At 72.9% G+C, this 14,960-nt stretch carries 10 protein-coding genes; 6 read left to right on the forward strand and 4 right to left on the reverse strand.

Annotated features, from left to right (window positions below):
• Nucleotides 1-5 precede the first annotated feature (5 nt).
• Nucleotides 6-3,800, reverse strand: coding sequence for a polarized growth protein Scy (scy, locus tag HED23_RS06760; protein ID WP_203182502.1), 3,795 nt, complete (start codon nucleotides 3,798-3,800; stop codon nucleotides 6-8).
• A gap of 244 nt (nucleotides 3,801-4,044) precedes the next feature.
• The gene (mce, locus tag HED23_RS06765; protein ID WP_203182503.1) at nucleotides 4,045-4,473 is read right to left on the reverse strand and encodes a methylmalonyl-CoA epimerase; all 429 of its coding nucleotides are present in this window, start codon (nucleotides 4,471-4,473) and stop codon (nucleotides 4,045-4,047) included.
• A gap of 135 nt (nucleotides 4,474-4,608) precedes the next feature.
• Between mce and HED23_RS06770 the strand changes: the two genes are divergently transcribed.
• From HED23_RS06770 to HED23_RS06785, 4 genes are all read left to right on the forward strand, one after another.
• Entirely contained in the window at nucleotides 4,609-5,811 is a 1,203-nt protein-coding gene (locus tag HED23_RS06770) for an acetyl-CoA C-acetyltransferase (RefSeq protein ID WP_203182504.1), read from the forward strand.
• A gap of 28 nt (nucleotides 5,812-5,839) precedes the next feature.
• Nucleotides 5,840-6,802, forward strand: a complete 963-nt coding sequence (gene meaB / locus HED23_RS06775) for a methylmalonyl Co-A mutase-associated GTPase MeaB (RefSeq protein WP_203182505.1) — start codon at nucleotides 5,840-5,842, stop codon at nucleotides 6,800-6,802.
• Between the two features lie 146 nt (nucleotides 6,803-6,948).
• Entirely contained in the window at nucleotides 6,949-9,234 is a 2,286-nt protein-coding gene (locus tag HED23_RS06780) for a protein kinase domain-containing protein (protein WP_203182506.1), read from the forward strand.
• On the forward strand, nucleotides 9,231-11,462 hold the full coding sequence (locus HED23_RS06785) for a protein kinase domain-containing protein (RefSeq protein WP_203182507.1): 2,232 nt from the start codon (nucleotides 9,231-9,233) through the stop codon (nucleotides 11,460-11,462). The genes HED23_RS06780 and HED23_RS06785 overlap by 4 nt, the downstream gene beginning before the upstream one ends.
• 34 nt (nucleotides 11,463-11,496) lie before the next feature.
• On the opposite strand, the gene HED23_RS06790 is transcribed toward HED23_RS06785, so the two are convergent.
• Nucleotides 11,497-12,165 (reverse strand): PepSY domain-containing protein, encoded by a 669-nt coding sequence (locus HED23_RS06790; protein WP_203182508.1) that lies wholly within the window; start codon nucleotides 12,163-12,165, stop codon nucleotides 11,497-11,499.
• A gap of 120 nt (nucleotides 12,166-12,285) precedes the next feature.
• Here HED23_RS06790 and HED23_RS06795 point away from each other — a divergent pair, with 120 nt between their 5' ends.
• Together HED23_RS06795 and HED23_RS06800 are read left to right on the forward strand one after the other, a co-directional pair.
• Complete coding sequence (locus HED23_RS06795) at nucleotides 12,286-12,945, forward strand: response regulator transcription factor (protein ID WP_203182509.1); 660 nt, start codon at nucleotides 12,286-12,288, stop codon at nucleotides 12,943-12,945.
• Nucleotides 12,942-14,402: a sensor histidine kinase gene (locus HED23_RS06800; protein ID WP_203182510.1), complete on the forward strand. Its 1,461-nt coding sequence runs from the start codon at nucleotides 12,942-12,944 to the stop codon at nucleotides 14,400-14,402. Before HED23_RS06795 ends, HED23_RS06800 begins: the two co-directional genes overlap by 4 nt.
• 12 nt (nucleotides 14,403-14,414) lie before the next feature.
• Here the strand turns inward: HED23_RS06800 and HED23_RS06805 are convergent, their stop codons facing one another.
• Complete coding sequence (locus HED23_RS06805; protein WP_203182511.1) at nucleotides 14,415-14,891, reverse strand: MarR family winged helix-turn-helix transcriptional regulator; 477 nt, start codon at nucleotides 14,889-14,891, stop codon at nucleotides 14,415-14,417.
• Between the last annotated feature and the right edge of the window lie 69 nt (nucleotides 14,892-14,960).

The following is a 14,960-nucleotide window of genomic DNA, read 5'->3' on the forward strand; positions in this document are numbered from 1 at the left end:
AGCGGTTACCCGTCCGACGCCTTGCCCCCCGACCGGTTGCCCGCCGACGCCCCGGCCTTCACGCCCCCCGCACCGCCGCCCGAGGCCTTGCCCGCTCCGCCCGGAGCCTCGAAAGACTCCAACGCCTCGAGGACGTCCTGGACACGGGAGATCTCCGTATTGATGTCCTCGCGTCTGCGGACCAGCAGGTCCAGCTCGCGACGGCCTTCGTCGACCGTCTGCTTCGCCTCGGCCTCGGCGTCGGCCCGCAGCTTCTCGGCCACCCTGGTCAGTTCGGCCTTCTTGGTCTCGGCCTCCTTGAGGAGCGACTCGGCGCGCTTCACGGCGGCGATACGGACCTTGCTCGCTTCCGAATTCGCTTCCGACAGCAGCTCCTTGGCCTTGGCCTCGGCCTCCGCCCGCTGATCCGTCGCCGCCTTCATCAGCTTGTCGACGCGCTCGCCGGCGGTCTTCATCTGCTCGGAGGTCTCGCGCCGGGCGCGCTCGTGCAGCTCCTCGATCTCGCTCTCGATCCGGGTCCTGAGCTCATCCGCCCGTTCCCGGGTGGCGGTGGCGTCCCGGCGGGCGCCGACGAGCAGCTCGTCCGCGTCCGTACGGGCGCGCTCCACCAGGGTGTTGCCCTCGACCGTGGCCTCCGAGGTGATCCGGACGGCCTCGTTGCGGGCGGCCCCGACCATCCTGTCCGCCTGCTCCTCGGCCTCGGTGGCGGCGCGCAGCGCCTCCTCCTGGGCCTTGTTGACGAGCTGGTCGGCCTGTTCGGCGGCATCGGTACGGCGCTTCGCCGCTGCCTCGCGTGCCTCGTCGAGCAGCCGGTCGGCCTCCTGCCGGGCCTCCGCGCCCAGTTGCTCCGCCGCGGCCTCGGCGTCGGCGCGCAGCCGCTCCGACTCCTCGCGGGTGCGGGCCGCGTGCTCCTGGGCCGAACCGACGGTCTGTGCCGCCTCCGCGCGCAGCCGCTCCGCCTCGTCGGTCGCCTCCTGTACGAAGCGCTCCGACTGTTCGGTGGCCTCGGTGCGGACCCGCTCGCTCTCGCTCGTGGCCTCAGCCATGAGCCGGTCGGCCTGCGCCGCCGCTTCGGAACGGATGCGGTTGGCGTCCTCGCGGGCGTCGGCGCGGGCGCGTGAGGCGTCCTGCTCCGCCGACGCGAGGGCGTCGGACGCCTCCGTGCGGACCCGCTGGCTGTACTCCGAGGTGTCCGAGCGCAGCTTCTCCGACTCGGTGATGGCCTCGGAGACGGTCCGCTCGGCCAGGGTCTTCGCGGCCTCGGCCTCCTCGTGCGCGACCTGACGGATGCGGTTGGCGTCCTCGGCGGCCCGCTCGCGCTCGGCGTAGGCGTCGGACCTGAGCCGGTCCGCCTCCTCCTGCGCCTCGGTCCTCGTCCGCTCCGCCGCGTGATCGGCGGCGGAACGCAGTCCGGTGATCTCCTCCTCGGCCTGCTCCTGCATCCCGGCGACGGAGTCCCGCACCTGCTGTGCGGTCTGCTCGGCGGCGGAGACCAGCTCGGTTGCCCGGCTCTCCGCCTCCTCGACCAGCCGCTGGGCCTCGGCCTGGGCCTCCTCGACCCGCTTGCGGGCGGAGGCGAGGAGCTCCTCGCTCTGCTCGCGGGCGCGCTCGCGCTCCTGCTCGGCCTCGGCCCGCGCGGAGCCGAGTGCCTCCTCGGCGGCGCGGCGGCGGCGGTTGGCCTCCTCCTGGGCGGCGGCCAGTGCCTCCGCGGCCTCCGTGCCGACCCGCTCGGCGGCGGCCGCGGCCTCGGAGCGCACCCGGCCGGCGCTCTCCTGCGCCTCGGTCTTCAGCCGCTCCGCCTCGGCGGCGGCCTCGCTGCGCAGCCGTACGGCCACGGACTCGCCCTCGGCGCGGGACTGCGCGGCGTCGGCGGCGGCCTCGGTGCGCAGGCGCTCGGCCTCCGTCGTGGCCTGCTCCTGGAGCGCACGGATCCGCTCGGCGGCCTCCGCGCGCAGCCGCTCGGACTCCTCGCCCGTCTCGCGGCGGATCCGCTCCGCCTCCGTACGGGCCTCACCGAGCACCTCCTCCGCGGCGTCGACCCGGGACTGGGCCTCGGTGTGCAGCCGGGCCAGCTCCTCGGCGGCCTCGGCCTTGCGGGCCTCGGCCCCGCGCTCGGTCTCCTCGCGCAGTTCCTCGGCCGCCCTGACCGCCGCGGCGGTCAGGGCGGTGGCCTGTTCCTCGGCCTCGGCGCGGAGCTTCTCCGCCTCGGCCCGGCTGCGTTCCAGCGCCTCCTCGGCCTGCTTGCGCAGGTTGGCGGCCCGCTCGGCGGCCTCGGTCCTGACGCGCTCGCTCTCGGTGCCCGCGGACGTCCGCAGCTCCTCGGCGTCGGACTTGGCCTTGGTGAGCAGCTCCTCGGCGGTGCGGGCACCCTCCTCCAGCTGCTGGACGGCCTCGCGGCGGGCCTCGCCGCGGATCCGCTCGCCCTCGGCCACGGCCTCGGAGCGGAGCTGCTCGGCCTCACCGCGGAGACGGCGGGCCTCCTCCTGCAGCTCGACGGTCTTGGCCCGGTACTCCTTGGTGTCGTCCTTGGCCGCGCCCTTGAGCTGGTCGGCCTGCTCGGCGGCCTCGCCGCGCAGCCGGTCCGCCTCGGCCTCGGCCTCACGGCGGATCCGTTCGGCCTCCTCACCGGCGGCCTTGGTGGTCGACCTGGCGTCGTCGGAGGCCTTGGTCAGGACCTCCTCGGCGCTCCGGGCGGCCTTCGCGAGCTGGGCGGCGGCGTCCTCGGCGGCCAGGGTGCGGGCCTTCTCGGCGGCCTCGGCGACCACGCGGTCGGCTTCCGCCCGCGCGTCGACGAGGGCCTGCTCGGCCTCTTCCTTGAGCGTCTCGGCCTGCTTCGTGGCCTCGCCGACCAGGCGGGCGATCTCGGACCTGGCCGTACGCGTGCGCTGCTCGTTCTGCGACTCGGCGCCGGCCAGCCGCTTGACCGCGGCCTCCTTCGCCTCGGAGAGGACCTTCTCGGCCTCCAGCCGGGCCTCGCGCAGCCGGGTCTCGGCCTCCTGCATGCGCTGCTCGGCGGTGCGGTTCAGCTCCGCGGTCTGCTGCCGGGTCTGCTCGGTCTCGGCGGTTGCCGTCGAGCGGAGCTGCTCGGCGTGACTGGTGGCCTCCTGTGCCTGCGAAGAGGCTGCCTCCAGCAGCCGCTCGGCGTCCCTGCGGGCCCGCAGCAGCGTCGCCTCGGCCTCGCGACGGGCCGACTCGGACTCGGAGTTGAGGCGCCGACGGGTCTCGTCGGCGAGCCGGGCCGCCTCGGCGCGGGAGGCGGCGAGCGACTGCTCGGCCTCCGTGCGCGACTCGTCCAGGAGACGGCGGGCCTGGGACTCGGTCCTGGCCCGCAACTGCTCGGCCCAGGCGACGTTCTCGTTGACGTGCGACTCGACGGTCTGCCGGCGCTCCGCCAGTTCCTGGTCGAGCCGCTGGCGCCGCTGGACCGCCTCGGCGTGCAACTCGGCCTGGAGACGGGCCTGGTGCTCCGCGTGCTCCTGGAGGATCCGCTGCGTCTGCGCCCTGGCCTCGCGCAGCTCGCGCTCGGCGTCGGTGCGCATCTGCTCGGCCTGGATCTGGGCGTTCCGGAGCATCTGTTCGGCCTGGTAGCCGATGTCCGCGCTGTCGTGTGCGGGACGGGTCGCCAGATTGCGCCGCGCCTCGTGCAGCTTGGCGCGCAAGACCTCGACCTGGTAACCGAGGTCCTCGGCGTGCTGGACGGCCTTCTCCCGGTCGGTCTTCAGCCGGTCCATCTCGGCTTCGAACCGCGAGAGATGGTCGTCGTCAGCCCGGTGGCTCTGCTGGCTCTCGTAGCCCCGCACTGCGCGGTCCCATCCTTCCCCGAGCTCTCAACTTCTTCCCCCGAGCTCTCAACTTCGTTCGAGCAGGGGGTGCCCGACTGAGCAGGGGAGACCCCAACCCTGGTCGCAATTCTCCGTACGAGGACCGCTCGCCGGCGAGCGGTCCCCCGGGGAATGGTGACAGATCAACGGCGAGGACGCGGCACGGCCCCGACCCGGCCCCGGCCCGGAACCGCCCACTCTACCGGGCCGGGTACCGGCCGGGTCAGTGCTCTTCGGCCGAGGTGACCAGTTCGGTCAGCACACCGTGGCAGTCCTTGGGGTGGAGGAAGGTGATCCGGGAGCCCATCGAACCGGTCCTGGGCTCGTCGTACAGCACCCGGACGCCCTTCCCGCGGATGTCCTCGGAGTCCCCGTCGACGTCCGCGGTCCCGAACGCGATGTGGTGCACACCCTCACCGTTCTTCGCCAGCCACTTGCCGACCGCCGAGTCCTCACGGGTCGGTTCGAGCAGCTGGAGGTAGGAAGCCCCGCCGTCCGAGGTGTCGTTGATCTTCAGCATGGCCTCCCGGACGCCCTGCTCTTCGTTGATCTCCGAGTGGTGCACCTCGAAGCCGTAGGTGGCGCGGTAGAACTCCACTGTCTTGTCGAGGTCGAAACAGGCGATTCCGATGTGGTCGATTCGCGTCAGCATGGAACCAGTGCAGCGCCCCGGGGATGGTTACGCAACGTGCGCGCGATCACACCGACAGCCGGATGACGGGCGCCGTACCGCTCAGTACATTCAGGTAAACCCTCGTTCACAACCGATCCCAAGGGGCTGCGCCTCATGTCAGGAACGACCGGAACCACCTCAGTGATCGTCGCGGGCGCGCGGACGCCCATGGGCCGTCTCCTCGGCTCGCTGAAGAGCTTCTCCGGAGCCGACCTCGGAGGCTTCGCCATCAAGGCGGCGCTGGACCGGGCCGGGATCAGCGGCGACCAGGTCGAGTACGTGATCATGGGCCAGGTGCTCCAGGCCGGGGCAGGGCAGATCCCGGCACGCCAGGCGGCCGTCAAGGCCGGCATCCCGCTGAACGTCCCCGCGCTCACCGTCAACAAGGTGTGCCTGTCGGGACTCGACGCCATCGCCCTCGCGGACCAGCTGATCCGCGCCGGCGAGTTCGACGTCGTGGTGGCCGGCGGCCAGGAGTCCATGACCAACGCCCCGCACCTGCTCCCGAAGTCCCGCGAGGGATACAAGTACGGTGCGGTCGAGATGCTCGACTCGATGGCCTACGACGGCCTGACCGACGCCTACGAGAACATCCCGATGGGCGAGTCCACCGAGAAGCACAACACCCGCCTGGGCCTCGCCCGCGCCGACCAGGACGAGATCGGCGCCCTGTCCCACCAGCGCGCCGCCGCCGCGCAGAAGAACGGCATCTTCGAGGCCGAGATCACCCCGGTCGAGATCCCGCAGCGCAAGGGCGACCCGGTCCTCTTCTCCAAGGACGAGGGCATCCGCCCCGAGACGACCGCCGAGTCCCTCGGGAAGCTGCGCCCCGCCTTCACCAAGGACGGCACGATCACGGCGGGCACCTCCTCGCAGATCTCCGACGGCGCCGCCGCCGTCGTCGTCATGAGCAAGGCCAAGGCCGAGGAGCTGGGCCTGGACTGGATCGCCGAGATCGGTGCCCACGGCAACGTGGCGGGCCCGGACAACTCGCTCCAGTCGCAGCCGTCCAACGCCATCCGTCACGCCCTCAAGAAGGAGGGCATCGGCGTCGAGGACCTCGACCTCATCGAGATCAACGAGGCCTTCGCGGCCGTCGCGGTCCAGTCGATGAAGGACCTCGGCGTCACCTCCGACAAGGTCAACGTGAACGGCGGCGCGATCGCGCTCGGCCACCCCATCGGTATGTCCGGCGCCCGTGTGGTGCTGCACCTGGCGCTGGAGCTGAAGCGGCGCGGCGGCGGGACCGGTGCGGCGGCGCTGTGCGGCGGCGGTGGCCAGGGCGACGCGTTGATCATCCGCGTACCGGGCAAGTAGTCACCGTACGAGCGAGCGAGGAGGCCGCGTGAAGGTGGACGTCCCCACCCTGGTCGAGCAGGCACGTGAGGGCAGGCCGCGTGCGGTGGCCCGGCTCATCTCCCTGGTGGAGGGTGCCTCGCCGCAGCTGCGGGAGGTGATGGCGGCCCTGGCACCGCTGGCGGGCCACGCCTACGTCGTCGGCCTGACCGGTTCGCCGGGTGTCGGCAAGTCCACCTCGACCTCGGCACTGGTCTCCGCCTACCGCAAGGCCGGCAAGCGTGTCGCGGTCCTGGCCGTCGACCCGTCGTCGCCGTTCTCCGGGGGCGCGCTCCTCGGGGACCGGGTCCGGATGTCGGAGCACGCCTCCGACCCGGGCGTCTACATCCGCTCGATGGCCACCCGTGGCCATCTGGGCGGGCTCGCGTGGTCGGCACCGCAGGCGATCCGGGTGCTGGACGCGGCGGGCTGCGACGTGATCCTCGTGGAGACGGTGGGGGTCGGCCAGTCGGAGGTGGAGATCGCCTCCCAGGCCGACACCTCCGTCGTCCTCCTCGCCCCGGGCATGGGCGACGGCATCCAGGCGGCGAAGGCCGGAATCCTGGAGATCGGCGACGTGTACGTCGTCAACAAGGCGGACCGGGACGGTGCGGACGCCACCGCCCGCGAGCTCAACCACATGCTGGGCCTGGGTGAGTCCCGGGGGCCCGGCGACTGGCGGCCGCCGATCGTGAAGACGGTCGCCGCCCGGGGCGAGGGCATCGACGAGGTCGTCGAGGCCCTGGAGAAGCACCGGGCGTGGATGGAGGAGCACGGTGTCCTCGCCGAGCGGCGCACGGCGCGTGCGGCCCGCGAGGTCGAGACGATCGCCGTCACCAGGCTCCGTGAACGGATCGCCGATCTGCACGGCGACCGCCGGCTGGACGCCCTCGCGGAACGCATCGTGGCCGGAGGCCTCGACCCGTACGCGGCGGCGGACGAGCTGGTCGCGGGACTCACCGGCGGGAACTGACGGCTCCCGGGCGGCGTGCGGGCCGCCCGGGAGCCGCCTCGGCCGCGTTCCGAGTGGTACTGCTCCCCGCCTGACGGGGCGTGAAAAGATGCCGCGCACGGGGCGCGTGCGGTGCGCGTCCCTGGTCATGCACCTCGGGGGGACGCATGCTGGAGCCGTTGCGCGAGGACTCACCGAGACGTATCGGGCCGTACGCCGTTCTGGCGAGGCTCGGCGCTGGCGGCATGGGTGAGGTGTTCCTGGGGCTGCGGGACGGTTCCGGATCCGACAAAACCCCCGTTGCCGTGAAGACGGTCCGCCGTGACGTCGCCCAGGACCCCGGTTTCCGGCAGCGCTTCCGCCGTGAGATCTCCGTGGCCCGCTCGGTCACCGGCCCGGCCCTGGCCCCGGTCCTGGACGGCGACGCCGAGACGGACGTGCCCTGGCTGGCCACCGGATATGTCGCGGGCCCGACGCTGTCGGCCGCGGTACGCCGGTCGGGCGCGCTGGACGAGGAAGTTGTCCGGCGGCTCGGGGCGGACCTCGCCCGGGCCCTGGAGACCGTGCACGCGGCCGGTGTCGTGCACCGTGACATGAAGCCCGGCAACGTCCTGCTCGCCGCCGACGGGCCGCGCCTGATCGACTTCGGGATCGCCCGCGGCGCGGGAGCCACCCCGCTGACGACCACCAGCCGGATGATCGGCAGCCCCGCCTTCATGTCCCCGGAGCACGTCGCGGGCAGCGGACGCGTGGTGCCTGCCTCCGACGTCTTCTGCCTGGCGTCCGTCCTCTGCTTCGCGGCCACCGGCCGTGACCCCTTCGGTGACGGTCCGGTCGCCGCGGTGCTGTACCGGGTCAAGTACGTCGAGGCCGACCTCGACGGAGTGCCCGACACCCTGCGCGCCGTGCTCCAGGACTGCCTGCTGGCTGATCCCTCCGCCCGCCCCACCCCGGGCGAACTCGCCGCACGCCTCGCGCCGGAGGGCCCCGTGAGCTGGCCCGCGCCGGTCGCGGCCCACATCGCCGAGTACGAGCGCGAGCTGGCCTCCGTACGGACGCCGGGCGGACCGCTGCTGCCCGGCTACACACCGACCGAGGCGGCCACCGGCAGCCGGACACCGGTGGAGCGACTTCCCACGGAGGGCCCCGGGCTGCCGCCGCCCGTGGCCGCTCCGGTCCGTCCCGCCCGCCGCCGTCGCCTCCTCGGTGCTGCCCTCGCAGCGGTCGTCCTGGCGGGCGCGGTCACGGGGGGCCTGCTGGCGTTCCGGGACGACGGCGGGAGCAGACCCGCACAGGCCGGCCCTCCCGGCTGGAAACCCTGGCGCGCCACCTTCGCCGGCACCCCGCTCGGCTGCGCGGCCGGCCGGGACGTGGTCGTCTGCCGCGCGGCGGACGGAACGTACGAGGCGCTCTCGGCGGCCGACGGCAAGAAGCTCTGGGATTTCGCCGCGGGCGAGGAACCGGGCGAGGCCGACGCGTACTACAGCCCGTCCGGGACGTTCTTCATGCCCAGCGGCTCCACCCGTCCCGTCGTCCACGAGGGCTCGGTGTACTTCGCCACCGGTGACCATCTCCTCGCAGTCGACGCCAGGACCGGAACGTCCCGCTGGGAGGCCGAGGCCGGGGCCGCCCACAAACCGTGGAGTTCGCCCCAGGTCGCGGACGGGCTGGTGTTCGCGGCCACCGGCGGTCTGCCCGAGGGGTCCGGGATCGCGGCCTTCGACGTCCGCGACGGGACGGAGAGATGGCGGAAACCACTCGCGGGTGAGGACCTGGCCCAGGTCCAGAACGGTGATTTCTGGCCGATGGGCGTCCGCGGCGGGGTGGTCTACGCCGACAACGAGGAAGGGCTGCACGCCTTCCGTGCGAAGGACGGGGACGAGGAGTCCCCAGGATGCCCAGGAGAGACACCGGCCGACTTCGCGGCCCACTGCCCGCAGGCTCAGGACGGTACGGACGAGGACGTCCCACCGCCCGGAGTCGGCGAGGACGCGGTGGCGGTGGCGAGGAGCGACAGCATGACCGTGTTCAGGACAGGCATGGACACCGAAACCGAGGCCGTCGAGGACGACGAGGACTCCGAGTTCGTCGTCGTGCGGAGTGACGACGGCACGGTGCTGGAACGCTACAGCCTCGGGAAGGACGCCGAAGCCCGCGAGCAGAACCCCGTCTCCGCTCCCGTACTCGTCGACGACACCCTTGTCTGGGCCGACACCGACGCGCTCCACAGCGTCGCGCTGGGCGGGGACACCCCGGGGCCGTTGCGCCGCAGCCCGATCGAGGACGTACCCGTCCCCGCGATCGAGGAGCCGTACGACCCCGCGTCCGGCATCTCGCTGGGCAAGGAGAACCGGCCGCCCGAGCTCTTCCCGGCCGACGGGGTCGTTCACATCGTCTACCGGCACGGCATCGCCGTCTCGCTCGCGCTGCCCGGAGGGCAGGCCTCCTCATGATCGAGCCCCTGACTCCCGGCGGCCGCACCCGTATCGGCCCCTACCGGCTGCTGGGGAGCCTCGGCGCGGGCGGGATGGGCGAGGTGTACCTGGCGCGGGCGGACAGCACCCCTGACGCCGGCGCCGGTTCGCTCGCCGGGCTCGTCGCGCTCAAGACCGTGCTCCCCGGGCTCGACCTCGACGACGGCTTCCGCGTCCGCTTCCGGCGTGAGATCGCGGCGGCCGGTGCCGTGCGCGGCCCTCACTTCGCGGCACTGGTCGCCGGGGACGAGAGCGGCGGGACGCCCTGGCTCGCCACGGAGTACGTGCCGGGCCCCTCGCTCGCCGAGGCGGTCTCCCGCACCGGACCGCTGCCCGAGAGCGTGGTCCGTGCCGTCGGCTCGCGCCTCGCCCTGGCACTCGCCGACATGCACGCCGTGCGGGTGCTGCACCGCGACCTCAAGCCGGGCAACGTCCTGCTGGGCGCCGACGGGCCCAAGATCATCGACTTCGGGATCGCCCAGGCCTTCGAGGCAACCCAGCTGACCCGGACCGGGGTGGTGGTCGGCAGCCCCGGCTACATCTCGCCCGAGCACGTCAACGGCTCGACGGCGCTGGTCCCGGCCTCCGACGTGTTCTGCCTGGGCGCGGTGCTGGCCTTCGCGGCGTGCGGACGCGGCCCGTTCGACGATCCGGACATGGCAGCGGTGATCTTCCGGATCGCGCACGGCGAACCCGAACTCGACCGCGTACCGGCGGGGTTGCGCGCGGTGATCGAGCGCTGCCTCGCCCCCCGCCCCGAGGACCGGCCGGCCCCGTACGAGCTTGCCGGTCTGCTCGCCCCTGGCGGCGTACCGGAGTCCTTCCCATGGCACGACGCGGTACGGGAGCAGTGCGCCGCGCACACCGAGATGGCCCTGCGGTGTGCCGGGTCGGTGCCGGTTCCGGTGGTTCCGCCACCGCCGGCGACTCCTCCCACCCCACCGGCCCCCGCGCTTACCCGGCGGCGCCGTCCGCGCGCGGTCATGGCCGCGCTCGCGGTGGTCTGCGCGGTGCTCGGGACGGTGCTCCTGCCGGGGCTGCTCGACGGTGACGCGCGCACCGACGATCCGGCCGCCGCCCGGCCCGACGGACCGGCGTCCTCGGCGGCTGGCGGGGCCGGACCGACGGTCGTGTCCGGGGCGGACGCCGCCCGCACGGGCGATTTCGGGGCACGCGGCGCGGACCTGGCCGCGCGGCCGGCCGGCTGGAAACCCTGGACGACCGGCGAACGCGTGGGGGAGTACGGCTGCCTGCTGTCGGCCGGGACCCTGGTCTGTTCCGGCGAGCGGGGAGTCACCGCTCTGGACGCGGCGAGGGGCACCGAACGTTGGAACGTCCCGGGGGAGTCCGGGCCCGGGAACGGCAAGGGCAGCCGGTCGGTCGTCACGGCCGTTGACGGCACGGTGTACGCCTTCGTCCCGGGCGCCCTCGTCGGGCTGCGCCTGACCGACGGCAAGGAGGTGTGGCGGCGCGCGGTGCCGGGCGGCCAACTGGGCGCAGGCGCGGTGTACTCGGACGGAGTGATCTTCTACGTCTCCGGGAAAGAGGGCGGCTCGGCGGGCCGGCTGACCGCCCAGCAGATCACCGGTGAGGAGAAGCCGGAGAAGTGGGCCGTCGAGTACGCCGGGTCCGACTCCACCCTCCTGGCCGGGGACGGCCGGGTGGTGGCCGTGGGGAGCGGAATCCAGATCTTCGACGCCGGGTCGGGCAAGGAGTTGCCGGGAGTCGGCGAGGAGGACACCGAGTGCGCCCATCCTCTGCTCAAGGACCGCGATCTGATCTGCGTCGCCCGGGGCGGCCTCACGGTGACGGACACCTCCGCCCCCGCCGGCCGGCGCACCCTGGCGCAGGGGATGGAGGGTGCGATGAAGCCGGCCGTCACGGCTGACGGCACGGTGGTGGTCTCGGCGCCCGGCCAGGTCCGGGCGTTCCGGCTCCGTGACGGCGAGGAACTCTGGTACCACGTCGACACCCTGCTCGACGAGAATGCGGGGAACGTCTCGATCGTGGGCGACCGGGCGTTCGTCCACGAGGCCATCACGGTGAGCCCCTACGATCTGGACGGCAGCGACGAGAATCCTCCCGGCGCGGGCAAGCTCTTCGACATGCCCATCGGCGGCACGCCACCCTCCCTGATTGCCCACGGCGACGCGCTGTTCCTCTCCTCACCCGACGACGGCAGGGTCCTGTCCGGCTTCGCGCCCTGAGACGGAGCCGGACGGGACCGCCGGTCGAGGGGGATCAGTCGTCGTCGTTGCTGTCGTCGTCACCGTCGTGGTCGTCGTTGTCGTTGTCGTCGTCGTGGTCCACGGTGACCTTGCCGCTCTTGGCGTCGACGTGCAGCTCGTGCTGCTTGCCGTCCTCGCCCGCGACATCGACGTCCCAGCGCAGCGCACCGCGCCCGCCGTCGTCATCGTCGTCGTTGTCGTCCAGGTCCACCGACGTCACCGTGCCGGGCTGCGCGCCGAGCGCCGCCTTCACCGCCGCGTCCAGGGACACGGCCGCCGAACGCGGCGCGTGCCGGTCGCGGTCGTCGTTGTCGTCGTCCTCGCGGTCGGACAGGACCTTGCCGTTCCGGGCGTCCACCGTCACGTCGTGCCAGACCTTGTCCGAGCCGTACACGTCGAGCTCCCAGACCGTACGGGAGTCGTCGTCGTCCAGCTCCGCCTCGGTGACGGTGCCGGGGACGGCCTTCAGCGCGGCGCCGACGGCCTCGTCCACGGTGAGCCGCTCGGCCTTCCGCTCTTCGGTGGTCCCGGCTGCCCGGTCGGCCACCACCGTCCGGTCCGCCACGGCCGTCCGGTCCTCCTTCACGCCGCTGCCGGAGTCCGCGAAGGCCGCGGTGGCGGCGAGCCCGCCGCCGACGAGTACCGCCGCGGTGAGGGTGGCGATGGCGATGTTGCGCTTCATGGTGTGTTTCCTCCCCGATGGGATGTGCTGTGCGACGGGAACCACACTGGCCCGGCGATGCTGAACGCAGCCTGAAGCCACCTGAAGGCGTCTTCAGGTTCGGTTTGGGAAGCTGTCCCCATGCGCCTGTTGATCGTCGAGGACGAGAAGCGTCTCGCGACGTCCCTCGCGAGGGGACTCACCGCCGAGGGCTTCGCCGTGGACGTCGTGCACGACGGTCTGGAGGGTCTGCACCTGGCCGGTCAGGGCGTCCACGACCTCGTGGTGCTCGACATCATGCTGCCAGGGATGAACGGCTACCGGATCTGCGCCGCCCTGCGCGCCGCGGGGCACGAGACGCCGATCCTGATGCTGACCGCGAAGGACGGGGAGTACGACGAGGCGGAGGGCCTCGACACGGGCGCCGACGACTATCTGACCAAGCCGTTCTCCTACGTCGTGCTCGTAGCCCGGATCCGGGCGCTGCTGCGCCGCCGCGGGGGTTCCGCGTCGCCGGTGCTGACGGCGGGCACGCTGCGGATGGACACCGCCGCCCGACGGGTGCACCGGGGCGAGGACGAGGTCACCCTCACCGCCAAGGAGTTCGCCGTCCTGGAGCAGCTCGTGCGGCGGGCGGGCGAGGTGGTCAGCAAGACGGAGATCCTGGAACACGTCTGGGACTTCGCCTACGACGGCGACCCGAACATCGTCGAGGTCTACATCAGCACCCTGCGCCGGAAGCTCGGCGCCGCGTCGATCCGTACGGTGCGGGGCGCGGGCTACCGGCTGGAGGCGCTGTGAGGTCCGTACGGGCCAGGGCCGCCCTCGGCGCCACCCTGGTCGTCGCCGTCGCCCTGACCGTCGCGGGGCTGGCCGTCCTCGTGGTGCTGCGCGTCAACCTGACGGACCGGGCCGGCCTGGAGGCCGAGGTGACCGCGCGCGAGGTGGCCGGACAGCTGGCCCTGGGTGCGACCTACGCCGAGCTGGAGACGGGCGACGAGGACACCCACCCCGTGCAGGTGACCGACGGGGCGGGGCGTGTGGTGGCCGTCTCCAAGGACCTGGAGGCGATCTCGGGGACCGGCACGTCACAGGTCGTACCCGTTGCGCCGGCGCCGGCGCCGAGCCCGGGCGACGACGATGACGACGACGACGACGGGAACGACCCCGCCCGCGGTGAGGTCTCCTCCGACCCGCCGGACTTCGTGAACGGCACCGCCACCGTCGACGGCGAGACCGCCGACTACCGGTTCGCCGCCGTGGAGGCGACCACGGAGCAGGACGTCACCCTGACCGTCCACGCGGGCGCCCCGCTCGCCGCGGAGCAGGAAGCCGTGAACACCGTACGCACCTCCATGCTGACCGGGCTGCCCCTCATGCTGCTCGTCGTCGCGGGGGTGACCTGGCTGGTCACACGGCGCGCACTGCGTCCGGTCGAGGGCATCCGGCGGGAACTGGCCGCGATCACCGCGTCGGAGGACCTCGGCCGCCGCGTGCCCGAGCCGGACTCACGGGACGAGATCGCACGGCTCGCCCGCACGACCAACGAGACCCTGACCGTGCTGGAGGCCTCGGTCGACCGGCAGCGGCGCTTCGTGGCCGACGCCTCGCACGAGCTGCGCAGCCCGATCGCCTCGCTCCGCACCCAGCTGGAGGTGGGTGCGGCCCATCCGGACCTGCTGGACGTGCCCGGCGCGGTCGCCGACACCGTACGGCTCCAGGTGCTGGCCGCCGACCTGCTGCTGCTCGCCCGGCTGGACGCGGGGGAGCGGCCGGGACGTACGCCGGTCGACCTGGGCGCCCTCGTCCGTGAGGAGGTCTCCCAGCGCGCGGCGGACCGGATCCCGCCGGAGGTGTCCGTGGCGGACGCCGGGTCGCTCGAAGTCACCGGCTCACGAGGGCAGCTGGCCCGGGTGGTCGGCAATCTCCTGGACAACGCGGAGCGTCACGCCGAGCGTTCCGTCGCCGTGTCGGTGAGGGCGGACCGGGGCGATGTGCTCGTGGAGGTCACCGACGACGGGTCCGGTGTGCCCGAGGCCGAACACGACCGGATCTTCGAGCGCTTCGTACGTCTCGACGACGCCCGCAGCCGTGACGACGGCGGGGCAGGTCTCGGCCTGGCCATCGCCCGTGACGTGGCCTCCAGGCACGGAGGCACCCTCACGGTGGGCACGGCGCCCGGCGGCGGTGCGCTCTTCGCCCTCAGGCTGCCGGCCCGGGCCGAGGCCGGGCGGGAGCCGACGGCCGGCGAAGGCTGAGAGCGGTCCGCGCTACGGCTTTCCGCGACGGCCGCGGAGGTGCTCCGCGATCGGGGCCAGCGCCGCGTGCAGCCCGGAGAGCTCATCGGGGGAGAGCAGGTCCATGAAGTGCCTGCGCACCGATTCGACATGGTGCGGCGCGACCTTGCGCATCGTCTCGCCGCCCACGTCCGTGAGGACGGCGAACAGTCCGCGCCGGTCGGACTCGCAGTGCTCGCGCCTGACGAGACCGGCGTTCTCCATGCGGGTGATCTGGTGCGAGAGCCTGCTCTTGGACTGCAGGGTGGCGGAGGCGAGATCGCTCATCCGCATGCGCTGCTCGTCGGACTCCGAGAGGTTGACCAGGATCTCGTAGTCGTTCATGGTCAGTCCGAACGGCTGGAGATCTTTCTCAAGCTGATGCGTCAGCAGCCTGCTGACGTCCAGGTGGGTGCGCCAGGCGCACTGCTCGGCATCGGTCAGCCAGCGAGTGGCCGTCTCGGTCTCCATGTATGGATTCTACCTAAGATGTTGAAAGCCGGACGAAGTTTGGGAGTGTGACTCCGCGCACGCGCCTGC

Source organism: Streptomyces pratensis, assembly GCF_016804005.1.
Lineage (GTDB): Bacteria > Actinomycetota > Actinomycetes > Streptomycetales > Streptomycetaceae > Streptomyces > Streptomyces pratensis_A.